The sequence below is a fragment of the Enterobacter sp. BWH64 genome, from assembly GCF_001037645.1.
GTDB lineage: Bacteria > Pseudomonadota > Gammaproteobacteria > Enterobacterales > Enterobacteriaceae > Enterobacter > Enterobacter hormaechei_C.
Genome location: NZ_KQ089922.1, coordinates 2,614,378 through 2,635,200 on the forward strand (window position 1 = coordinate 2,614,378; position 20,823 = coordinate 2,635,200).

Below are 20,823 nucleotides of genomic sequence, written 5' to 3' on the forward strand. Positions count from 1 at the left end.
TCGTGCGTCCTTTCGCGGATCCTACATGCATTATCCATTGGGCAGGTTTATTAAGTTATAACAGCTTTTTCTTAAAAGAGAAGGACGTTGAGTGATTGATTTCACGATTTTTTAACGTAAATTATTTAATTAATTACGGCTGAAATTTAAGTTAAGGTTAGATTAAATTTATTGCGTCTGCGATTATCTGTTCCTTAAGCCATTATTTGAACCCGTGCCTGGATGATTGAGACCCGCAACGGGCGCAGGTATAGTACATCACTCAGATGTAGCCGGAGGATTTCCATGAACCCTGACGACAAATCACTTTTTCTTGACGCCATGGAGGATGTCCAGCCGCTCAAACGCTGCGCGGATATTCACTGGCAGCAGAGCCGCAACACGCGGGCGCGTCAGGAAATAGATACTGAGCAGCTCGATAACTTTCTGACGCTGGGGTTTCTGGAACTGTTGCCCCTTGCCGAGCCGCTCATGTACCAGCGCGAAGGGGTACAGCAGGGGGTATTTGATAAGCTGCGTTCCGGCAAATATTCCCGTCAGGCCAGCTTAACGCTGTTACGCCAGCCTGCGGAGCAATGCCGCCAGCTGGTCTATTCCTTTATTCGCCAGGCCGGACGTGACGGGCTACGCAACCTGATCATCGTGCATGGTAAAGGGCGTGAACAGCAGTCGCATCCTAACGTGGTGCGCAGCTATCTTGCGCGCTGGCTGACCGAGTTCGACGAAGTACAGGCCTTTTGCGAAGCGCAGCCGCATCACGGCGGCAGCGGAGCATGCTATGTCTCGTTGCGTAAGTCAGAGGATGCGAAGCGAGATAACTGGGAGCGCCACGCCAAGCGCAGCCGCTAATCAGGAAGGCGGGCGAGATGCCCGCCTGTCACTCAGAAGGTTTCCCAGTTCGCGTCAGCTGTATTCGCGCCTGCCGCTGACGGGCGCAGCAGTACGGGCGTTTTCACGTTTTTAGGGCGAGCCGCCAGCGATGCCTGAGCGTTCAGCCGGAATGCCGCCACGGCCTGACGCAGCTGTTCAGACTGATCTTCCAGCGCTGCCGCCGCCGTTGCCGACTCCTGTACCAGTGCGGCGTTTTGCTGCGTGACGCTGTCCATCTGCGAGACCGCCAGGCTGACCTGCTCTATACCGCGGCTCTGCTCGTCAGACGCCGAGGAAATCTCAGCCATAATATCGGTTACGCGCGTCACGGCCGCGACGATCTCTTTCATGGTCGCACCCGCCTCGCTCACCTGTTCCGAGCCGGTATTCACCCGGCTGACAGAGTTCTCGATAAGCCCTTTGATCTCTTTTGCCGCCTGCGCGCTGCGGCTGGCCAGCGTCCGTACTTCACCTGCCACGACCGCAAAGCCGCGACCTTGTTCCCCGGCACGGGCGGCTTCAACCGCCGCGTTGAGCGCCAGAATGTTGGTCTGGAAGGCAATGCTATCGATAACGCCGGTGATATGCGCAATTTGCTGAGAACTGTCGGCAATGTCATTCATGGTACGCACCACGTTATCCACCACCTGACCGCCGCGTGCGGCGGTTTCAGACGCATTCTTCGCCAGCAGCGTCGCCTGACGGGCGTTATCCGAGTTCTGTTTCACCGTGGCAGTCAGCTCTTCCATGCTGGCGGCGGTCTCTTCCAGCGAGGCTGCCTGCTGCTCGGTTCGCGCGGAAAGGTCGTTACTCCCGGCGGCAATTTCTCCTGCGCCCGTGTAGATAGAATCGGTGCTGCCGCGCACGGCGCTGACGGTGCTCACCAGCGACTGCTGCATCTCGTGCAGACCAGCAGCCAGCTGGCCCATCTCGTTGCGCCCGGTAATCGCGACATTTTGCGTCAGATCGCCGCTCGCGATGGTGCGAATATGGTTCATGATGGCGTTGAGCGGTTTCAGGAGCAGGTGCTGTAAACCCTGCCAGATCACCACCAGCACGGCGATCACAGTCAGGAAGATCGCCGCCAGCGTCCACTGCATCTGGGTAAAGCTGCTCTGATTCTCTTCGGCGGCGGCTTTCAGCAGCACGTTGTTTTCAGCGCGCCAGCGGGTATAGACCGCCTCCATCTCATCCTGCGCCTGCTGGGCGTCCAGGTCGCCATAGGCCTGATAGTTATCGGCGCGCAGATACTCAATGGACAAGCGCATCACCTCGTGCATTTGCTTCCAGGCTTTCTGCATCTCTTCGGTGAGCGCGGCATTCTGGCCCTTCACCTGCGAAATCGCCTGCCAGTTTTTGTAATAGTCTTCGGCCTTGGTCAGCGAACCGTTCGCGGTGCCCAACAGCGTGTTGATTGCTGCGAGAGAGGCCGGATCGCGCTGGTTTTTCAGGTAGCGGATCGCCACGCGGGTGACGGTAACGCGTGTTTTCACCAGCGTGTTAACGCTGTCGCTCAGGCTCTCCTGTTGGGCATTGAGTAACCCGGAGTTCTGAAAGTTGTGACGATCGTTGTTAACGGCAGAGTAGAACAACCCTCCCGTGACAACTTGCAGCAGACAGAATATGGTGAGGGCAAAGATAATACCGGTAATCACGTGCAGATTTTTCAGCATGGCGGTCATCCGTAAGAGAAGAGGCAGGGTTACATCAATACTATCGTCGTAGCGAATTTAAACTTTAATTTTACTATTGCTTAACTAATGGTTTCGTTGCGGAACCTGTTGTAAATCCGGATCATTTTTTATGAGGAAGGTCAGCATGAGCAGCATAGATAAAAGCGGAACGTTCACGCTCGGAACGCGTACGGTTAAACGATTTGGCTATGGCGCGATGCAGCTTGCCGGGCCTGGCGTTTTTGGTCCGCCAAAAGACAAAAATGCGGCGCTGGCGGTGCTGCGTGAAGCGGTGGCGTCGGGTGTGAATCACATTGATACCAGCGATTTTTACGGACCTCATGTGACCAACCAGCTTATCTGCGAGGCGCTTCATCCGTACCGGGACGACCTTACGATTGTGACCAAGATCGGCGCCCGACGCGGCGAGGATGCCTCCTGGCTGCCGGCGTTTTCCGCGCAGGAGCTGACGCAGGCGGTGCATGACAATCTGCGTAACCTGAAGCGGGATGTGCTGGACGTGGTTAACCTGCGGATCATGTTTAGCGCCCATGGACCGGCGGAAGGCTCGATTGCCGCGCCGCTGAGTACCCTTGCGGAGCTGCAACAGCAGGGGCTGGTTCGCCATATTGGGCTGAGCAACGTCACCGCTTCGCAGGTTGCTGAAGCGCAGAAGATGGTTTCCGTGGTGTGCGTACAGAACATGTACAACGTTGTGAATCGCGGTGACGATGCGCTGGTCGATTCACTGGCGCAGCAGGGGATTGCCTGGGTGCCGTTCTTCCCGCTGGGTGGTTTCACGCCACTGCAATCTTCCGGACTACAGGCGGTGGCGGATTCACTGGGCGCGACGCCGATGCAGGTGGCGCTGGCATGGCTGCTGCAACGCTCGCCAAATATCCTCTTGATCCCGGGAACCTCGTCGGTGGCGCATCTGCGTGAAAACCTGGCGGCAGCCGATCTGGTATTGCCGCCTGAGGCGCTGGAGACGTTAAATTCGCTGGTGGGGTAATCCCGATGGCAGCAAAAGCCCGGAGGATTTTTCGGGCTTTTGCTGTTTATGATCCAATCTGACTTCTTTGGCGGTGAAGCGCTAATGCTTCCGCCACGATTTCCTGCTTACTTTTCCGTGTTTCATACGCAGTAATGCGGATGTACTCCATCAGCGCAGGATCGATGCGCGCGCTTAACATCCTGAGTTCGGCCTCCTTTGCGACACCGCGAGCAACACGCTTATCGGGATAATCACGGGCGGGCATAGAAAACGTCCTCCAAAAATTGTCTTGTTAATTTGTGCTGTAAAATATGCGCCAGTCTAAATAGAAAGTCAATGGATAGTGATTGTGCAGTGAGGCTAAGTTGTGTTTTGTGTATTTAGAAGTCATTAGTAAGTGATTTGATAGTGATGTTTTATGACGCGTTAAGCTTGCTCATACGTAAAAATTTACAAAGCAAATAATCTTCATTGCTATAGGGGGTTATAAGCGAAGCGGTTAAGGCGTAGCCAGCCGCTTACGCTGACATGGCTTGATCGATACCTCAGTTAAAACTACTGTATATAAAAACAGTATGGAGGTATTTATCATGATCTTTTTCAGACCCGCAGAGTTGCGTGAAATCGTTGCTATTCCACTTTTCAGCGACTTAGTACAGTGCGGCTTCCCCAGCCCGGCAGCGGATTATGTAGAGCGGCGTATCGATTTAAACGAGTTATTAGTCGCCCATCCCAGCTCCACTTACTTTGTCAAAGCCGCCGGTGACTCGATGATAGAAGGGGGGATTAATAACGGTGATTTGCTGGTGGTGGACAGTTCCCGCAAGCCTGAGCATGGCGATATCGTGATTGCGGCGGTAGAGGGCGAATTTACCGTGAAGCGCCTCCAGTTGCGTCCCAATATTCAACTCAACCCCATGAACAGCGCCTATTCACCGATTATTGTCGGCAGCGACGATACGCTCGATATCTTTGGTGTAGTGACGTATATCGTGAAATCCGCGAGCTGATCGTGTTTGTGAAGCTTAATTAATAGGCAATAAGTTAATTCTCATCATGCAAAAATCTTACGTTATCCGGGCTGTCTTGTCGGCAAACCTGATATTCATCGCATAAGCCGGAACTGACTGGTCAAATATTCTGGTATTGGCGAATTACAGAGTGATATCCCATTTTTTTATTTTGTTATGTTCCTGCACTTTAGTGAGTTTTCTTTTCTTCCGACAGAATACATTTTGTCTACATTATAATTTTAACTTATGATTCGCACACGAACAATCGATGTTATGCAGGGTTTTAGCATCGTGGCAGTCAATAAAACCCTGCTGTTATAAAGTAATCAGGAGATTCATTTTTATGTCAGACAATAATCCCCGCCCATCCGGCTGGTTAGGCCCGTGGTGCCTGCTGGTGGGTGTGATACTTCTTGTAACGGGGCTCTTTTTTGCCATCGGCGGTTTTAAACTGGTTTCCCTGGGGGGGAGTTGGTATTTTCTCATCGCCGGGGTTATCACTCTGCTCTCTGCGATTCAGTTCTTCCGCCGCAAGTCCTCTGCCGTGGGGCTGTTTGCCCTGGTGTTTCTTGGTACCCTGATTTGGGCATTTTTCGATGCCGGGCTCGACTTCTGGCCGCTGGTTTCCCGTTTAATGGTACCCGCCGGGCTGATGGTGCTGGCAGCCGCCACCTGGCCTGCATTGCGTAAACGTGAAGGAAAACCGTCCTGCGTAAAAGGGGCCCTGGGGGTCTGCGCGGTCCTTATTGTCGCCATGGGCGTCACCTTTGTTCAGATGTTTCAACCCCATCCGACCGTGCCGTTTAGCGGTGAAAAACGCCCGCTGGTGCCGGTAAAAGATGATGCGAAACAGCAGAACTGGGATCACTACGGTAATACGGCTGGCGGTAGTCGCTTTGTGGCGCTGGACCAGATAACCCGTGACAACGTGAAAAACCTGAAACCGGTCTGGACCTACCATACCGGTGACGTACCGGAAAGTCCGGACGGCAATGGCGCAGAAGATCAGCAAACGCCGCTACAGGTTGGCGATCGTGTCTTCCTCTGTACGCCGCATAACAACGTGATCGCCGTGGATGCCGATAGCGGGAAAGAGATCTGGAAAGCGGAAATCAACGCCAGGTCTGCAATCTGGATGCGCTGCCGTGGCCTGGCGTACTTTGATGCCACCAAACCGCTGGCGCAGCCAACGGTAGCCGGCTCCACGCCGGTTCTGCCAGCGCAGGTGGCACCGGGCGCTGCATGCCAGCGCCGTATCCTGATGAACACCATCGACGGTAAGCTGATCGCGTTAGACGCCGATAACGGCAAGTTCTGCCCGGACTTCGGTACTAACGGCAGCGTTAACCTGCATGAAGGGATGGGCGACGCGTCAGATCCCACCTACGTGCTGACGTCGGCCCCGACGCTGGCGGGTACGACGGTTGTCGTTGGCGGCCGCGTTGCGGATAACGTCAGCACCGATATGCCGGGAGGCGTTATACGTGGTTATGACGTGATCACCGGCCAGCTGCGCTGGGCGTTCGACCCGCGTAATCCGGATCCGAACTATGTTCTGAAGCCGGGCGAACACTACAAACGTAGCTCTGCAAACTCCTGGGCCCCTATATCCTGGGATGCGTCGATGAATACCGTGTTTATCCCGATGGGAAGTTCCTCTGTCGACCTGTGGGGCGCTGACCGTATTCCGGAAGATCACAAATACGCCACCTCAATCCTCGCGCTGGATGCGACTACCGGGAAAGAGAAGTGGGTATACCAGACCGTGCATAACGACCTCTGGGATTTCGATATCCCGATGCAGCCGAGCCTGGTTGATTTCCCGACGAAAGAGGGCAACAAGCCCGCGGTGGTGGTGGGCACCAAAGCGGGGCAAATTTACGTTCTTGATCGCCTGACGGGTAAACCGCTCACTGAAGTGAAAGAGGTTCCGGTAAAACCAGCGGATATTCCACGTGAACAGTACCCGGCAACGCAGCCGCGCTCTGTGGGAATGCCGCAGATTGGCGCGGAAACCCTGAAAGAATCGGATATGTGGGGGGCGACACCGTTTGACCAGCTGGCCTGCCGTATCAGCTTCAAATCAATGCGTTATGACGGTCTGTACACGATGCCGGGAACCGATATTTCCCTGAGCTTCCCGGGCTCGCTGGGGGGAATGAACTGGGGCAGCTTGTCCACCGATCCGAACAACCAGTACATCTTCGTCAACGACATGCGTCTGGGTCTGTGGGTCCAGCTGATTAAACAAGATCCGCAGAGCGCGGTGGCAAACACAGGCGGTGAAGCCGTGAACGCCGGGATGGGCGCCGTTCCGATGAAAGGAACGCCGTATTCGGTCAACAAAAACCGTTTCATGTCACCGCTGGGCATTCCGTGCCAGAAACCACCGTTTGGCTCCCTCTCCGCAATTGACCTGAAAACGCAGAAAATCGTCTGGCAGGTGCCGGTCGGTACCGTTCAGGATACCGGTCCGTTTGGGATAAAAATGCGCATGCCAATGCCTGTCGGTATGCCGACGCTGGGCGGTACGCTGGCCACGCAGGGCGGTCTGGTCTTCATTGCGGGAACCCAGGATTACTACCTGCGCGCCTTTGATTCCTCCACGGGGGAAGAAGTGTGGAAAGCGCGTCTCCCGGTGGGTAGCCAGGGCGGACCTGTCAGCTATGTATCACCGAAAACCGGCAAACAGTACATTCTGATCTCTGCCGGCGGTGCACGCCAGTCGCCGGATCGTGGTGACTACGTGATTGCCTACGCGCTGGATAAATAACAGCGAAATAAGCAGCCCGGCCCCGTCGTAGTACGGGGCTTTTTTTTGACTAAAAACTACGCACAGGAAGAAAGCGCCGGTTCCGGTCAGCCCGTGAAAAGCACCCGCCAGCGTCGGCGACGGCGAGTCATCTCTCGCCATAGCGCGACTATCTCGTCAGGTTGCAGGGCATCAATAGCCTGCGGCGTTAACACCGGCAAACCATAGCGCTGACGCAGGGCGGCCACTGCCGTGGCGCTGGCATCCATCGGTGAGCGGATCTGCGTCGCCAGCTGCTGTCGCAACACGCTGAACGCTGCCTCATCGCACGGCGTCAGCTCACGCAAAAATCGTTTGCAGCAACCCAACAGGTTCACGGGAGAACGGTCAGGCGACTGTAACGCCAGCAACAGGCCATCGCGATCGGCAATACGCTGATAACGACAGCTGACCACGTAGCCAATCTGCTGTTCCACGCGCAGGCGCTGGAAAAATTGCGGTTCGCAGCATAACGCCAGCAGCCGCAGCGCGGCGAGCGACGCGCCCGGCGGCAGGGGAATAAACACCAGCAGCGCCGAATCCGCGCTGGCGTGCGGGATGTGTTCGATCCCGCCGGGACAACCGCTTAACGGCAACGGCTTAGCGTTAACCGGCACCCGGAGCAGGCCAAGCTGCCGGGCTAACCCGTGCGCGTGTCCGGCGCTGCCGCCAACTAACGCCGCCAGCCAGCCGTCCCGTGGCGGGTCCGATGCCAGACGTTCAGGCAATTGCTGAAGCAGCTCACGGATGGCAATGCCTTCTGGCGCTGGCGTAATAGCAGGTGCGGGGTGGGAGAGGCGATCGATTATCGCCCCGATGATGGGTTCCGCCGTCACCATGGCGTCAGGAAGCCGCAGGGTGAGCTGCCAGCTACCGTCAACCGTTTGCCACTCGCCGCTGCCGTCGATATGGCGCAGTTCAGCAAGAAGAGGGCGTAACTGCTTGCCCATCGCCACCCCGTGAGCCTGTTCCACGCGCGAATAAAAAGGCCTGCGCAGGATCAGCGTCGGCGGTTGTGTCTGCGCCGACAAATGCAGCAGTGGAGCGGCTTCTGACGTCGGGGCTGGCGCAGCATACCAGGCAGTCTGCGGGTAGAAGGAAAACGCGATGGGGCTATCATCTGCAACCGGCTGGCGACGCCAATGGCTAAGCGGCAGGGCAAAACCCTGGCTGGCAATAATTTCAGCGGTTTCCATTTTTTTGCAGGCCAGATACGAGACTGGCGCCGCCAGTAAGCCAGCACAGAAGGCGGAAAAACCTACGGGCGCCGCGCCGGGCGCAAAACCAAATGCCCGCTGGCGCAGCTGCTCCAGCGTCGGCAGGGCGCTGAAACGCTGCTGTGCCAGCCGATAATAATGCCGCTGCTGCTCATCCGTCGTTTGCTGTAGCGCCCGTAGCCAGTGGGTAATATGCGGGTCAATGTCCTCGGGCCGTTCGCTATCAACCGTTAGCGCCAGCCAGCCGTAATCGTCATCCTGATAAAGCCAGTTCAGGGCTACCTCTTCTGCCAGTCCGCGCGCCCGTAGCCCGGCAATCAGGCTTCCGGAGGCGTCGTCCAGTAAAAACTCCCGAAATAAAGTGACGTTGTCACTTTTTCGAATGAGCGGACAACGCCACAGTGCGGGTCGCTCCGTTACCGCCAGCTGATAATCTGCTTCAGCGCTAAGACGCAACGGGGGAGCGGTTTCAGGCATGCCTCCTGACGCAAAACCTGACGCAAACGTATGGGCAAGCTCGGCCAGCACATCCAGCGTTTGCGGCCCTTGCAGCCACAATTGCAGGTGTCCTGCCACATAATAGCGACGATGAAAGTCGAGCAACGCGGCTTGCAGCGATCCCGGGTCCTGCCCGAGAGACTCCTTGCTACCCACCTGAAAACGGCGAAAAACCGCGGGTTCTTCCATCGCGTGGCGCGCCGCCGCTTCGCGCCGGGCGGAATCATGTTGCTGGATGAGCCGGTTTTCCGCATCAATGACCGCCACTTCGCGCTGTATGTCATGCGGTGAAAGCAGCGGCGCCTGCAACATATCCCGCAGCCGCGCGACGCCGTTGGACAGGTTATCGGCGGCAACGTCGAAGAAAAAAGCGCTGTGGCGAGCCAGCGTGGTGGCATTGACGCTGCCGCCCTGGCGCTGGACCCAGGCCATGAGTCGATCATCGCCCTGATAGCGCTGGCTACCGCGGAACAGCAGGTGCTCAAGCAAATGCGCCAGACCGGCGAAGCGCGGTGGTTCGTGATGGCTTCCGGCACTCACGCGCGCCAGCGCCGCCGCGCGTGTCGCCTGCGGCTGATGCACCAGCGTTGCGCGTAAACCGCCTGCCAGTTCCACGATGCGGGTGGTCATTATCGTTACAGTTCCCGGGTTTTATAGATAAGCTGAGAACGGGTACGGTTGCGGAACTGAAGCTGACCGATCTTCATATCACTACAGGCTGCTTCGCGTCGCGCCTTGAGGATTTTATGATGATGCGGCGATTTGCTGCACACCGGATCGGCGTTATCCGCATTCCCGGTGAGCATAAAGGCCTGACAGCGGCAGCCGCCGAAGTCCTTCTCCTTTTCATCGCAGGAGCGGCACGGCTCCGGCATCCAGTCAAACCCGCGATAGCGGTTGAAGCCGAAAGAGTCATACCAGATGGATTCCAGACTCTGCTCAAGCACCGACGGGAAATCCACCGGCAGCTGGCGCGCGCTGTGGCAGGGCAGCGCCGTGCCTTCCGGGGTCACGCTGAGGAAAATCGACCCCCAGCCGCCCATACAGCCTTTTGGCCGCTCTTCGTAATAATCGGGGGTGACGAACAGCAGGTTGGTCAGATTGCCGCTGGCGGCCATTTTTTGCCGATATTCGGTAACCACGCGTTCCGCGCGGGCGATCTGTTCCCGCGTCGGCAGAAGCCCCTGACGATTAAGGAACGCCCAACCGTAGAACTGGCAGGTGGCAAGTTCGACATCGTCGGCGTCCAGTTCGATGCACAGCTCGATGATTTTATCGATCTGATCGATATTATGTCGGTGCAGGACGAAATTCAGCACCATCGGGTAATCACGGGCTTTGACCGCTTTGGCCATCGCCAGCTTCTGCTGGAAGGCTTTTTTATTCCCCGCCAGCGCAGCGTTGAGCACTTCATCGCTGGCCTGGAAGCTAATCTGGATATGGTCCAGACCGGCCTCGCTGAACGCGTCGAGCTTGCTTTCCGTCAGGCCAATTCCCGAGGTGATCAGGTTGGTATAAAAACCGAGATCGCGGGCGGCGCGGATCAGCTCCGGCAGATCTTTACGCGTCAACGGTTCGCCGCCGGAAAAACCTATCTGCACGCTGCCCATCGCCCGCGCCTGGCGGAAAACCTCAATCCACTGTTCGGTGGTCAGCTCCTGATCCTGCCGGGCGAAGTCCAGCGGGTTAGAGCAGTAAGGACACTGTAGCGGACAGCGATAGGTCAGCTCCGCCAGCAGCCACAGCGGTGGATTGACGGCGGGTTTATTCTGGCTCACGGAAAATAATCCACTTCTGTTGATAAGCGATTTGCAGGAATTCTACGACGTCGTCATCCACGCCGCCGGCTTCCGGGAACCGTTCGTTGAGTATGGCAATGATGGCCGCCGCATCGCGTTGGCCATCGACCAGTTCGAGGATCGCGGCCGCGGTCTCATTGAGTTTGGCCATGCCTTCCGGATAGAGGATGACATGGCTGTCCTGAGCGGCTTCCCATTGCAGGCGATAGCCGCGACGAAAGGCGACGATGGAGTTTTTTTGCATGCTTATACCAGTCGGGTTGTGTGCCAGGCCGCTTTGTCGGTGACCGTGTGATAAGGCGGACGCTGTAGCGCGTAGGCCATGGTCATCGCGTCGAGCATCGACCACAGGATATCGAGTTTGAACTGAAGGATCTCCAGCATCCGATTCTGCTTTTCCGCGCTATCGCAGTAACGCTTCGCCAGCTCCAGACCGTGTTCAACGTCGCGGCTGGCCTGGCTGAGGCGGCTGCGGAAATAAAAATAGCCTTCCTCTTTGATCCACGGGTAGTGCTGTGGCCAGCTGTCGAGACGCGACTGATGGATTTGCGGGGCGAACAGTTCGGTGAGCGAGCTGCATGCCGCCTCCTGCCAGTTGGCGCGGCGGGCGAAGTTAACGTAAGCGTCGACGGCGAAACGGACGCCGGGCAGTACGTGGCGTTCGCTGATTAAGTCCTCGCGGCTGAGCCCCACGGCTTCGCCCAGCTGTAGCCAGGCTTCGATACCGCCGTCATGACCGTTGCTGCCGTCGTGATCGAGGATCCGCTGCACCCATTTGCGACGCGTGTGCGGATCCGGGCAGTTCGCCATAATTGCCGCATCTTTCAGCGGGATCGTCGTCTGGTAGTAAAACCGGTTCGCCACCCAGCCCTGGATCTGCTCGCGGCTGGCCTCGCCGTTATGCATCGCGATATGGTACGGATGGTGAATATGATAGTAGGCGCCTTTCGCCCGGAGGGCGTGCTCAAACTCTTGCGGTGAGAGCGTTTCGCGAATGTGCATAGTTAGTCCTGAAGCGTGATGTTCATCCCGTCCCAGCTCACTTCTATTCCCTGCTGCGCAAGGGCGTGACGCTGCGGCGACTGCTCGTTAAGGATCGGGTTGGTGTTATTAATGTGGATCAGAATCTTGCGCTTTGCCGGCAGCGAGGCCAGCAGCGCCATCATGCCGTGTTCATCGCCGAGCGCCAGATGGCCCATGTCGCGGCCGGTATTGCGTCCGACGCCGGTGGCCTGGAGTTCATCGTCCTGCCAGACGGTGCCGTCAATCAGCAGACAGTCCGCTTTTTTAAGCCACGGCAGGATGGTGTCATCGGGTTCACCGAGACCCGGTGCGTAGAACAGCGTCTGACCGTTGCGGCGGTTTTCGATAAACAGCGCCACGTTATGCCCCGGCAGCGGGCGGTCGCGCCACGGCGAATAGGGCGGTGCGTTACTGGCGATGGGGACAGCGGTAAACTGCAAATCAGGGCAGGCTTCCACGCTAAAGGCGGTGAGCGGCGCGATCGGGTGGTGAATCAGGCCACCGTTCCAGTGCCGGAGCATGGTAAAAATCGGGAATCCGCTGGAAAGATCTTCATGCACCTCCGGCGTACACCATACCTGATGCGGGCACCCTTCGCGCAGGCTGAGCAGCCCGGTGGTGTGGTCAATCTGGCTATCGGTGAGAATAATGCCGCCAATATGTGTGCCGCGCAGAACCTCTTTCTTATTCAGTTCTGGCGTATGGGCAATCTGCTGGCTGATATCGGGGGAGGCGTTACACAGCACCCACTCTTTGCCGTTATCGCTGACGATGATCGACGACTGGGTGCGAGGGGTCGCCTGAAGGGTACCGTTGCGCAAACCCTGACAGTTGGCGCAGTTACAGTTCCACTGGGGGAAACCACCGCCAGCGGCGGAACCGAGGACTTTAATAAACATGAAGATGGGCCAGGTAGTCAAACAAAAATGCCCGCACGGATGGCGGGCAGAGCGATTAGCGGTTGGAAATGTACAGGGTCACTTCCAGGCCAAGACGTAAATCAATAAAAGCAGGTTTCTTCCACATCGTTTTTTCCTCTTTAAAAATGCAGCACCAACGCCATTGTTTGTGCCAGTTTTGTGATGGTCATCAAATAATGCGTCACAGGAGGGCAAAGCTCAACCCGAAAGATGTAAGGAATTAACTTAATGTTTACAACGTAACCTATTGTTGCCAAACATTTTGCAATACCTTTTGCCAGTTGCCCCACAGCAGCTTATTCAGCACAAATTGATCATAGCCGCTGTCACGCAATGCGCTGATTAGCCGTGGTAAACCACTCACATCGTGTAAATCATCAGGCAACGTAATGCCGTCAAAATCGGAGCCCAGCGCGACATGATCGTCACCCATGATGTTAATAAGATAGTCGATATGACGAACGATTGTGCTCAGCGGGGTATCGCTATCGCGTTTACCGTCGGCGCGCAAAAACGCGTTGCCGAAATTGACGCCTGCCACGCCGCCGCTGTCGCGGATAGCCAGTAGCTGCCGATCGGTCAGATTGCGCGGTTGCGGGCACAGCGTATGGGCGTTGGAATGGGTGGCGACCAGCGGTGAAGAGGAATGACGAGCGGTATCCCAGAACGCTTTTTCATTCATATGCGAAACGTCAATCAGCATGTTCAGGGCGTTAGCGTGCTTAATGAGGGCGATACCCTCAGCGGTAAGCCCTGGGCCGCTGTCCGGGCTGCCGGGAAACGCCCCGTTAACGCCGGTGCCAAAACGGTTAGCAATGTTCCAGAAAGGCCCAATGCTGCGCACCCCGGCGGCATAAAAAGCCTGTAGATCGCCTCCCTCGCCGTCAAAACCGCCCGCGCCCTCAATATGCGCCACCATCGCCAGCACTTTATCCTGACGGCAGCGTTCGATATCCGCCGCGCTCAGGCACAATCGCGCCCGGCCATCGGAGTGGGCGACAAGCTGCTTAAGGATCGTCAGCTGCTGCCAGAGAATGTCGACCGGCTGCCACGGCTCGCTGGCGTATTGTGGCGCCATGCGGGCGATATACTCCTGCGGCGGCACGAACAGCGCGAACAGCCCGCCGGAAAATCCGCCTTGCTGCATGCGTGGATAATCGAGGTGTCCCGTCTCAATGCCGGAGAAGAAAGCTGTTACCGGATCCTGGCGATGGTGAAGCCATAAATTAAGCAACAGGTCATTGTGACCATCAAAAATCGCCATAGCGCATCCCACTGTCTTTTATTGCTGCGAAAGTTGCCTGGCACGATAACCGATTTGTCCGGTCCGGCAAGGGGAAAATTACAACTTAGCAGCAATTGTTAATATCACTTAACAGTGAGGAGATCCGCAAAGCGGGTGGTGTAGCGGGGTGAAAGCATTTCCCGTTTCATCTGCCACGGTTGCTGAATACCCTGTCCCGCAAAGTAAAGCGTGCCACGGCCATTTTCAGCATTCAGATGGTCTAATACATCCATTAACTTTTGGCTGTTTTTCCTGGGGGCGTTGTCGTCAAACAGATTAAGTTGCGCGACGCCCTGGCTATAAAAATCTCCCAGCATCACTCCGGCTTTCTGGTACCGATGGCCGTTCTTCCAGACCGCATCCAGACAACGAACTGATGCGCCGATAATATCCCGGCTATCCTGGGTTGGGGTGAGCAGTTTTACCGACGCGCTATTGCCATAATATGGCTCGTTAAGCGCGAAGGGCGAGGTTTTAACAAATACGGAGATAAAGCGGCAATGCTGATGCTCATTGCGAAGTTTTTCTGCTGCCCGGGCGGCATAACTACAGATGGCCTGGCGTACATCGTCATATTCGGTGAGGCGTTCGCCAAACGAGCGCGAACAGACGATTTCTTGCTTTACCGGGGCAAACTCTTCCAGTTCAAGACACGATTCGCTCCGTAATTCACGCACCGTTCTCTCCAGCACGACATTGAAATGTTTTCTTATGAACCGGATATCGGTGTCTGCCAGTTGCAGGACGGTCTTAATCCCCATCATCTCAAGCTTCTTCGCTATGCGACGCCCTACCCCCCAAACGTCTTCGACGGGTAGCGCCGCCATCAGCTTTCTCTGACGAGCTACATTGGATAAATCAACAACGCCTCCCGTCTGGCGCTGCCAGCGTTTCGCCGCGTGATTTGCCAGTTTCGCCAGCGTCTTTGTGGGTGCGATGCCCACTCCGACGGTCAGATGGGTGCGTTGCAGTACGGTCGCTCTCATTTCATGCCCAAAGTCGGAAAGATCGCGACAATTACGCACGCCGGTAAGATCGCAAAAGATCTCATCAATTGAGTATATTTCGCTACGAGGCGACATCTCTTCAAGCGTGTTCATTACCCGGTTGGACATATCCGCGTAAAGTTCATAATTACTGCTGAAACAAACCACGCCATGATGCCTGAAGAGATCTTTCTGTTTGAAGTACGGTTCACCCATTTTCACAAAGGGTTTGGCTTCAGCGGAGCGAGAGATGACGCACCCATCGTTATTGGACAACACGACCACCGGTCGTCCCTTCAGGTCCGGGCGAAAAACCGTTTCACAGGAAGCATAGAAAGCGTTCACATCACACAGTGCAAACATGGTCAGCTCGCAGATGTCGCGATACAGGTCACTACGCCGCGAGCCTTCGTGGGCGCGCTTATACGTTCATTCAGAACGTAAGGAACAGGGTCATTGAATAGGGGAAGGGCCACGCTCCGGCGTCGCTCTGATGGCGTGAAAAACTGCATGATGATCACCGTCAATTAATACTGTATTTATATACAGTATTGTATATCGATAGCAAAGATCAAGGGTAACAAGGCATCATGGCGTACGGGCGTAGAAGGGTAATTATCACGACCAGACTATTTGGGTATACTTCTTCACTTATAACTATGCATGTCAGGTAACGAAATATGCGGGAGAGCATTAACGTTCTTTTTATGGTGCTGTCTTTTGTGGCACTGATTATGCTGATACGCTTTTTCGTCAGGCGTATTCGGCATCCAACGCGCATCGTTGCCGATAGCCGGGGAATGAAAAAAATCTCAACCCATCCTGTCTGGTTTGGCGGCTCGTCAGGTAAAACCTACTTTTATGATGAGCAGTATTTATACGAGGTTATAAAGAGCAGCACCCGTAAAATTGAGCTGGCGACTATCATAAAAATTAAACCAGGCTCGATAGTGATAAATAACAGGCGGATCTGGTCTGTGACTTATCTTGACGGAACCCGTGAAAAACAGGTGCAATTTTATAATAATCTGACGGTGTTTAATCAAAACTTCGCTGCGTTTTTAGAGGCAGTAAAACGCGTGAACCCTGAGGCAGATATTAAAGCCGTGTCATTGTTCAACCTGTGACTGGAATACAACATATGTGGCTTTCTGACTGCCCATACGACAGGTATGGGCAGTGAAGCCGTCGATATTACTTCTTCTTGTTCATCATCGCCTTGAGATCGGCAAAGGGGTTAAACGTGGCGACACCCACGTCTTTTTGCGCATCCTCACCCGCGACAACGGTGGTGCCATACTGATCCGCTTCGGTGTACTTTGAGTGTTCGTGATCGTGACAAAACAGGCACAACAGCTCCCAGTTACTGCCATCTTCCGGGTTATTGGTGTGATCGTGGTCGATATGGTGAACCGTGAGTTCACGAAGATTTGAATAAACAAACTCACGCGAGCAGCGTCCACAAACCCAGGGGTAGATTTTTAGCGCTTTTTCACGGTAGCCGCTTTCCAGCCGTGCGTAGTTTTTGGGGATCAGAGCCATTGCTGATGTTACCTGTTAAAAAATCTTAGTGCCAATATATCCCATAAGAGAACGGAAGGGGAACGCGTCTCTGCCTCAAAGCGTAAATGTTCCCTCAAGCGTAATGACACATTCACCACCGACCCGAACCACAGCCCTTCCTGACGATGCATCGTATTCCGAAAACAACACGCTTGTACGCCCCATATCAACGCCCTGGCTAATCTTCAGTGAAAGTGTGGTTTGATCACGACGCAGGGCCAGCAACGCCGTGGCTGCTGCGGCTGCACTGCCTGTTGCCGGATCTTCCGTCATTCGAGGAGTAAACATACGTGCCTGAAGATCGCAGGACTCATCTGAAGCCCTGTCTAAGGTATACGTATAGACAGAGACTGCGCCGTCAAGCGGCAGAATCGCGCGGAAACCTTGTAAGTTGGGCACGCATCGACGAAGCGCATCGCGGGAGACCAGCTCTACGATCAAAAAGGGCAGGCCCACCGAGGCAACAACAGGATTATGCACGTCCCTGCGTATATCATCCGGGCTTAAGGAAAGGCAGGCTGCAACCTGTTCCGCGCTGACTTCAGAATGGCAGGAAAGCGCCTCAGGAGCTAACAGCTCAGCTCCCGTCACTGTGCCGTTCTGTTTTAACAGCCGCACCGGCACCATCCCCGCGATTTCTTCGAAGTGCAAGGTGTCGGATAATGTCTGCCCGTTTTCTATGGCGTGATGCGCCAGCACAAAGGCAGTTCCGACGTTAGGGGGCCCGGCGAAAGGTATTTCGCGCGAGGGGGTGAATATCCGCACGCGTGCCGTACTCGAGAGATTTTCTGGCGGCAGCACAAACGTCGTTTCGCTGTAGCCAAATTCAACGGCAACCTGCTGCATCTGTTCACTGCTCATACCTTCAGCATCAAGGACAACGGCGACTGGGTTGCCGAGAAACGGCGTATTCGTAAAAACATCTGCAATGACATAGCGTCTTTTCATTATCTGTTCTGCCTGGCGGGAAATGGCTTACAGTAATAGCGCTAAATCAAACAGATAACCAGAGTAGAATAAATTGAAACTTGATGGTCTCTGTCAGTTTATTTGAAGCATTCCGTTAAATAATCACCATTTATTCTCATTCGTTAATGCGTAGAGTAGGGATAACGCAATGCTTTATCAGGATACTCCACTATGAAAAAGATCGGATTTTTGTCGTTTGGTCACTGGACGCCGTCACCCCAGTCCGGCACGCGAACCGCGGCTGACACGCTGCTACAGTCCATCGATCTGGCGGTCGCCGCCGAAGAGCTGGGCGCGGAGGGGGCTTATTTCCGTGTGCATCACTTTGCCCGCCAGCTCAGTTCGCCATTCCCCTTGCTGGCTGCAATAGGCGCGAAAACCAAACGCATCGAAATCGGGACGGGCGTGATCGACATGCGGTATGAAAATCCGCTGTATATGGCGGAAGATGCTGGCGCGGCAGATCTCATCTCCGGCGGGCGATTACAGCTTGGTATCAGCCGGGGTTCCCCGGAGCAGGTGATTGATGGCTGGCGTTATTTTGGTTACGTGCCGCAGGAAGGGGAAAACGAATCAGATATGGCGCGCCGCCACACTGAGGTACTGCTTGATGTATTACGCGGTGAAGGGTTTGCAAAGCCTAACCCACAGCCGATGTTCCCAAACCCGCCGGGATTGTTGCGTCTGGAGCCGCATTCAGAAGGCTTACGCGATCGTATCTGGTGGGGGGCTGGCTCTAATGCAACGGCAGTATGGGCGGCAACACTGGGGATGAACCTGCAAAGCTCAACGCTGAAAGATGATGAAACCGGCGAGCCGTTCCATATTCAGCAGGCAAAACAGATCCGTGCCTACCGACAGGCCTGGGCTGAGGCAGGGCATACCCGTCAGCCACGCGTTTCGGTCAGCCGCAGTATTTTTGCCCTGATGGACGATCGCGACCGGATGTATTTCGGTTCAAGCCGCAATGAAAGCGACAGCGTGGGCTATCTGGATGAGAAAACGCGGGCCATTTTCGGACGCAGCTATGCCGCAGAGCCAGACAAGCTGATTGAACAGTTGAAAAAGGATGAAGCGATCGCGGAAGCGGATACGCTGTTACTTACCGTGCCGAATCAGCTGGGCGTGGAATACAACGCACATGTGATCGAGTCCATCCTGAAACATGTCGCACCGGAAATGGGATGGCGCGATCGCAATGCTTAATCTGGCCCTCTGGTATCGCCGGTTTGGTGAGCCTGAATCGGTACTGCAAGCGGAAACCACACCATTGTCGCCGCGACAGCCGGGAGAGATACGTGTGCGCATGCTTTTTTCACCGGTGAACGCCTCCGATCTCATCCCCATCACTGGAGCATATCGCCATCGCACGCCGCTGCCTGCGATAGCCGGTTATGAAGGGGTCGGAATAGTGATCGAAACGCCCGCCGCTTATCCGGCGCTGCTGGGCAAGCGGGTCCTGCCGTTACGGGGGCAGGGAACCTGGCAGCGTTATGTCGACTGCCCGGCGGCGTATGCGGTTCCCGTCCCGGACGACGTCGACTCGCTACTTGCCGCGCGGGCGTATATCAACCCGCTTGCCGCACAGATGATGCTGGACCGCTATCCTCCGGTCGGGAAAACGGTGCTGCTCACCGCTGCCGGTTCTGACTGCGCCGTTCTGCTCGGGCAATGGGCACGCCAGGCGGGTGCGGAGGCGGTTTACGGGATCCATCGTTCGCCCGTGCACGCTCAACGTCTGGCTGAAATGGGGATCGTCCCGATTGCGCAACATGATACGACCGCCGTCAACGCTGCCGCCGCGCAAGCGGAGGTGGTGTACGACGCCACGGGCGGCAGTCTGGCGGAGACGATCCTGAGCGTGATGCCCGAAACCGGCACCTTTGTCTGCTACGGGCTACTCTCCGGGCAGACCTTCCGGCAGCAGCGGCCGTTGCCGCGCGTGGCGTGGTTTCACATTCGTAACTATCTGGACGCGCTGAGCGCTGAGGCGTGGCAGGCGGAGTTTCGGCGCATCTGGCCTAAACTGCGCGCCAGCCAGTGCAGCGATGTCACCCTCTACCCGCTGTCGGAATGGCAGCGGGCAGTGGGCAACTATCGCGAAGCGGGAAGAACGGGTAAGCCCATGCTGTCGATGGACAATTAATCGGCCTTATGGCTCATGTCGCTCAGCAGTACAGCGATACTTTGTCCACCGGCGGTCTGCTCCAGGCCAATTTTGACAATAATTGTCAGCGGAACGGAGAGCAGCATGCCGACAGGCCCGAGCAGCCAGCCCCAGAAAATCAGGGACAGGAACACAACAAGGGTTGAAAGCCCCAGCCCGCGTCCCATTATCCGTGGTTCGAGAATGTTCCCGAAGACAAGGTTAATCACCAGATAGCCTGCCAGCAGAATCAGGGCATCATACAAACCGCTGAAAACCAGCACCTGAAGGATAGGGGGGATCGCCGCCAGCACGGAGCCGATGTTAGGAATATAGTTGAGCGCAAAGGCCAGCAGCCCCCAGACAAAGGCAAAACGCACATCCAGCGCGGCGAGCATCCCCCAGACCACTAATCCCGTCACCAGGCTGATGGCCGTTTTCAGCACCAGATAGCGTGAAACGCTGTCGAGCGCGCGCTGAATGGCGCCCATTCCCTCTACCGGACGCACCATGATGTGCTGGAGCTTTGCAGGCAGCTGTGGAACTTCCAGCAGCATAAACACAACCGTCAGGAACAGCAGGAAAATCGAGGTCATGGCGTTGGAGAGTTGTGCCAGCAGGCTGGTGACAATCGTCATGGCGGCATTCGGATCGATGTATTTAAGCAGTTCCTCAACCGAGACTTCGATACCCGCGCGTTGCAGCCAGGGTTCAATTTGCAGCAGCGGGGTCGCCAGGGAAGAGCGGTATGTCGGTAGCGTCCGCGCCAGCTCGTTCAGGGAGGTTCCCAGATAGGCGACTAACAGCACCATCGCAACGATAATAATACTGATAAGCAGGCTTATCGCCAGCACACGCGGGATGCGCAGCCGCACCATTCGCTGCACCAGTGGATTGAGGATCACCGCGATAAAAAGCGCCAGGATAAAAGGCACGATGATATCGGCCGCAAAACGAACGCCGGTCAGAATGATCACCAGCATGCCCAGCATGATGACGATCTTAAGCCCGTTGAGGGTGATAATAGGTTTGGCCATGGACGTTCCTGAACAGTTTTTTATTTATAATAGAGGGGA

The 20,823-nt window shown here is 55.8% G+C and carries 20 protein-coding genes; 7 read left to right on the top strand and 13 right to left on the bottom strand.

The features are described from left to right. Positions 1-285: 285 nt before the first annotated feature. Entirely contained in the window at positions 286-849 is a 564-nt protein-coding gene (gene smrA / locus SK50_RS12585; protein WP_015570640.1) for a DNA endonuclease SmrA, read from the top strand. Between the two features lie 32 nt (positions 850-881). Here the strand turns inward: smrA and SK50_RS12590 are convergent, their stop codons facing one another. After that, on the bottom strand, positions 882-2,543 hold the full coding sequence (locus SK50_RS12590) for a methyl-accepting chemotaxis citrate transducer (protein ID WP_017384568.1): 1,662 nt from the start codon (positions 2,541-2,543) through the stop codon (positions 882-884). A gap of 145 nt (positions 2,544-2,688) precedes the next feature. Between SK50_RS12590 and SK50_RS12595 the strand changes: the two genes are divergently transcribed. Further along, entirely contained in the window at positions 2,689-3,555 is an 867-nt protein-coding gene (locus tag SK50_RS12595; RefSeq protein WP_045142525.1) for an aldo/keto reductase family oxidoreductase, read from the top strand. Between the two features lie 46 nt (positions 3,556-3,601). Here the strand turns inward: SK50_RS12595 and SK50_RS12600 are convergent, their stop codons facing one another. Beyond that, positions 3,602-3,802: a hypothetical protein gene (locus tag SK50_RS12600; protein WP_003857516.1), complete on the bottom strand. Its 201-nt coding sequence runs from the start codon at positions 3,800-3,802 to the stop codon at positions 3,602-3,604. Positions 3,803-4,127: 325 nt separating this feature from the next. On the opposite strand from SK50_RS12600, the gene SK50_RS12605 reads away from it, so the two are divergent. Both SK50_RS12605 and SK50_RS12610 read left to right on the top strand, forming a co-directional pair. Next, positions 4,128-4,547 (top strand): translesion error-prone DNA polymerase V autoproteolytic subunit, encoded by a 420-nt coding sequence (locus SK50_RS12605; RefSeq protein WP_003857514.1) that lies wholly within the window; start codon positions 4,128-4,130, stop codon positions 4,545-4,547. Between the two features lie 346 nt (positions 4,548-4,893). Next, positions 4,894-7,323: a glucose/quinate/shikimate family membrane-bound PQQ-dependent dehydrogenase gene (locus SK50_RS12610; RefSeq protein ID WP_048229500.1), complete on the top strand. Its 2,430-nt coding sequence runs from the start codon at positions 4,894-4,896 to the stop codon at positions 7,321-7,323. An 86-nt stretch (positions 7,324-7,409) separates the two neighbouring features. Here SK50_RS12610 and pqqF read toward each other — a convergent pair whose 3' ends face one another. The 8 genes from pqqF to SK50_RS12645 all read right to left on the bottom strand — a co-directional run bounded on the left by pqqF (position 7,410) and on the right by SK50_RS12645 (position 15,432). Further along, complete coding sequence (pqqF, locus tag SK50_RS12615) at positions 7,410-9,686, bottom strand: pyrroloquinoline quinone biosynthesis protein PqqF (RefSeq protein WP_048229502.1); 2,277 nt, start codon at positions 9,684-9,686, stop codon at positions 7,410-7,412. A 5-nt stretch (positions 9,687-9,691) separates the two neighbouring features. Next, positions 9,692-10,834, bottom strand: a complete 1,143-nt coding sequence (gene pqqE / locus SK50_RS12620; protein WP_047642455.1) for a pyrroloquinoline quinone biosynthesis protein PqqE — start codon at positions 10,832-10,834, stop codon at positions 9,692-9,694. Then, positions 10,821-11,099: a pyrroloquinoline quinone biosynthesis peptide chaperone PqqD gene (pqqD, locus tag SK50_RS12625; RefSeq protein ID WP_003857508.1), complete on the bottom strand. Its 279-nt coding sequence runs from the start codon at positions 11,097-11,099 to the stop codon at positions 10,821-10,823. The genes pqqE and pqqD overlap by 14 nt, the downstream gene beginning before the upstream one ends. A gap of 2 nt (positions 11,100-11,101) precedes the next feature. After that, positions 11,102-11,857, bottom strand: coding sequence for a pyrroloquinoline-quinone synthase PqqC (gene pqqC / locus SK50_RS12630; RefSeq protein ID WP_003857506.1), 756 nt, complete (start codon positions 11,855-11,857; stop codon positions 11,102-11,104). Between the two features lie 2 nt (positions 11,858-11,859). After that, positions 11,860-12,777 (bottom strand): pyrroloquinoline quinone biosynthesis protein PqqB, encoded by a 918-nt coding sequence (gene pqqB, locus SK50_RS12635; RefSeq protein ID WP_045344727.1) that lies wholly within the window; start codon positions 12,775-12,777, stop codon positions 11,860-11,862. 55 nt (positions 12,778-12,832) lie between these two features. Next, entirely contained in the window at positions 12,833-12,904 is a 72-nt protein-coding gene (gene pqqA / locus SK50_RS23285; protein ID WP_002905689.1) for a pyrroloquinoline quinone precursor peptide PqqA, read from the bottom strand. Between the two features lie 138 nt (positions 12,905-13,042). Further along, positions 13,043-14,062, bottom strand: coding sequence for a dipeptidase (locus SK50_RS12640; protein WP_017694093.1), 1,020 nt, complete (start codon positions 14,060-14,062; stop codon positions 13,043-13,045). Positions 14,063-14,166: 104 nt separating this feature from the next. Then, positions 14,167-15,432, bottom strand: a complete 1,266-nt coding sequence (locus SK50_RS12645; RefSeq protein WP_048229504.1) for a Y-family DNA polymerase — start codon at positions 15,430-15,432, stop codon at positions 14,167-14,169. Between the two features lie 317 nt (positions 15,433-15,749). Between SK50_RS12645 and SK50_RS12650 the strand changes: the two genes are divergently transcribed. Beyond that, positions 15,750-16,196 carry a hypothetical protein gene (locus tag SK50_RS12650; protein WP_048229506.1) on the top strand — a complete coding sequence of 149 codons (447 nt, stop codon included), beginning with the start codon at positions 15,750-15,752 and terminating at the stop codon, positions 16,194-16,196. 67 nt (positions 16,197-16,263) lie between these two features. Here the strand turns inward: SK50_RS12650 and yajD are convergent, their stop codons facing one another. Both yajD and SK50_RS12660 read right to left on the bottom strand, forming a co-directional pair. Then, complete coding sequence (gene yajD / locus SK50_RS12655; protein ID WP_006808895.1) at positions 16,264-16,611, bottom strand: HNH nuclease YajD; 348 nt, start codon at positions 16,609-16,611, stop codon at positions 16,264-16,266. A gap of 75 nt (positions 16,612-16,686) precedes the next feature. Further along, a complete protein-coding gene (locus SK50_RS12660; protein ID WP_048229507.1) occupies positions 16,687-17,580 on the bottom strand; it encodes a PhzF family phenazine biosynthesis protein in 894 nt (297 codons plus the stop codon). Positions 17,581-17,772: 192 nt separating this feature from the next. Between SK50_RS12660 and SK50_RS12665 the strand changes: the two genes are divergently transcribed. Together SK50_RS12665 and SK50_RS12670 are read left to right on the top strand one after the other, a co-directional pair. Continuing rightward, positions 17,773-18,807, top strand: a complete 1,035-nt coding sequence (locus SK50_RS12665) for an LLM class flavin-dependent oxidoreductase (RefSeq protein ID WP_048229508.1) — start codon at positions 17,773-17,775, stop codon at positions 18,805-18,807. Beyond that, positions 18,800-19,747: a zinc-dependent alcohol dehydrogenase family protein gene (locus tag SK50_RS12670; RefSeq protein ID WP_047642456.1), complete on the top strand. Its 948-nt coding sequence runs from the start codon at positions 18,800-18,802 to the stop codon at positions 19,745-19,747. The genes SK50_RS12665 and SK50_RS12670 overlap by 8 nt, the downstream gene beginning before the upstream one ends. Here SK50_RS12670 and SK50_RS12675 read toward each other — a convergent pair. Next, positions 19,744-20,784 (bottom strand): AI-2E family transporter, encoded by a 1,041-nt coding sequence (locus SK50_RS12675; RefSeq protein WP_003857467.1) that lies wholly within the window; start codon positions 20,782-20,784, stop codon positions 19,744-19,746. The genes SK50_RS12670 and SK50_RS12675 overlap by 4 nt on opposite strands. Between the last annotated feature and the right edge of the window lie 39 nt (positions 20,785-20,823).

Excerpts from the sequence above, each read along its gene's own strand:
- smrA (WP_015570640.1), top strand. The coding sequence starts at position 286 with ATGAACCCTGACGACAAATCACTTTTTCTTGACGCCATGGAGGATGTC.
- SK50_RS12590 (WP_017384568.1), bottom strand. The coding sequence starts at position 2,543 with ATGCTGAAAAATCTGCACGTGATTACCGGTATTATCTTTGCCCTCACC.
- SK50_RS12595 (WP_045142525.1), top strand. The coding sequence starts at position 2,689 with ATGAGCAGCATAGATAAAAGCGGAACGTTCACGCTCGGAACGCGTACG.
- SK50_RS12600 (WP_003857516.1), bottom strand. The coding sequence starts at position 3,802 with ATGCCCGCCCGTGATTATCCCGATAAGCGTGTTGCTCGCGGTGTCGCA.
- SK50_RS12605 (WP_003857514.1), top strand. The coding sequence starts at position 4,128 with ATGATCTTTTTCAGACCCGCAGAGTTGCGTGAAATCGTTGCTATTCCA.
- SK50_RS12610 (WP_048229500.1), top strand. The coding sequence starts at position 4,894 with ATGTCAGACAATAATCCCCGCCCATCCGGCTGGTTAGGCCCGTGGTGC.
- pqqF (WP_048229502.1), bottom strand. The coding sequence starts at position 9,686 with ATGACCACCCGCATCGTGGAACTGGCAGGCGGTTTACGCGCAACGCTG.
- pqqD (WP_003857508.1), bottom strand. The coding sequence starts at position 11,099 with ATGCAAAAAAACTCCATCGTCGCCTTTCGTCGCGGCTATCGCCTGCAA.
- pqqC (WP_003857506.1), bottom strand. The coding sequence starts at position 11,857 with ATGCACATTCGCGAAACGCTCTCACCGCAAGAGTTTGAGCACGCCCTC.
- pqqB (WP_045344727.1), bottom strand. The coding sequence starts at position 12,777 with ATGTTTATTAAAGTCCTCGGTTCCGCCGCTGGCGGTGGTTTCCCCCAG.
- SK50_RS12640 (WP_017694093.1), bottom strand. The coding sequence starts at position 14,062 with ATGGCGATTTTTGATGGTCACAATGACCTGTTGCTTAATTTATGGCTT.
- SK50_RS12645 (WP_048229504.1), bottom strand. The coding sequence starts at position 15,432 with ATGTTTGCACTGTGTGATGTGAACGCTTTCTATGCTTCCTGTGAAACG.
- SK50_RS12650 (WP_048229506.1), top strand. The coding sequence starts at position 15,750 with ATGCGGGAGAGCATTAACGTTCTTTTTATGGTGCTGTCTTTTGTGGCA.
- yajD (WP_006808895.1), bottom strand. The coding sequence starts at position 16,611 with ATGGCTCTGATCCCCAAAAACTACGCACGGCTGGAAAGCGGCTACCGT.
- SK50_RS12660 (WP_048229507.1), bottom strand. The coding sequence starts at position 17,580 with ATGAAAAGACGCTATGTCATTGCAGATGTTTTTACGAATACGCCGTTT.
- SK50_RS12665 (WP_048229508.1), top strand. The coding sequence starts at position 17,773 with ATGAAAAAGATCGGATTTTTGTCGTTTGGTCACTGGACGCCGTCACCC.
- SK50_RS12670 (WP_047642456.1), top strand. The coding sequence starts at position 18,800 with ATGCTTAATCTGGCCCTCTGGTATCGCCGGTTTGGTGAGCCTGAATCG.
- SK50_RS12675 (WP_003857467.1), bottom strand. The coding sequence starts at position 20,784 with ATGGCCAAACCTATTATCACCCTCAACGGGCTTAAGATCGTCATCATG.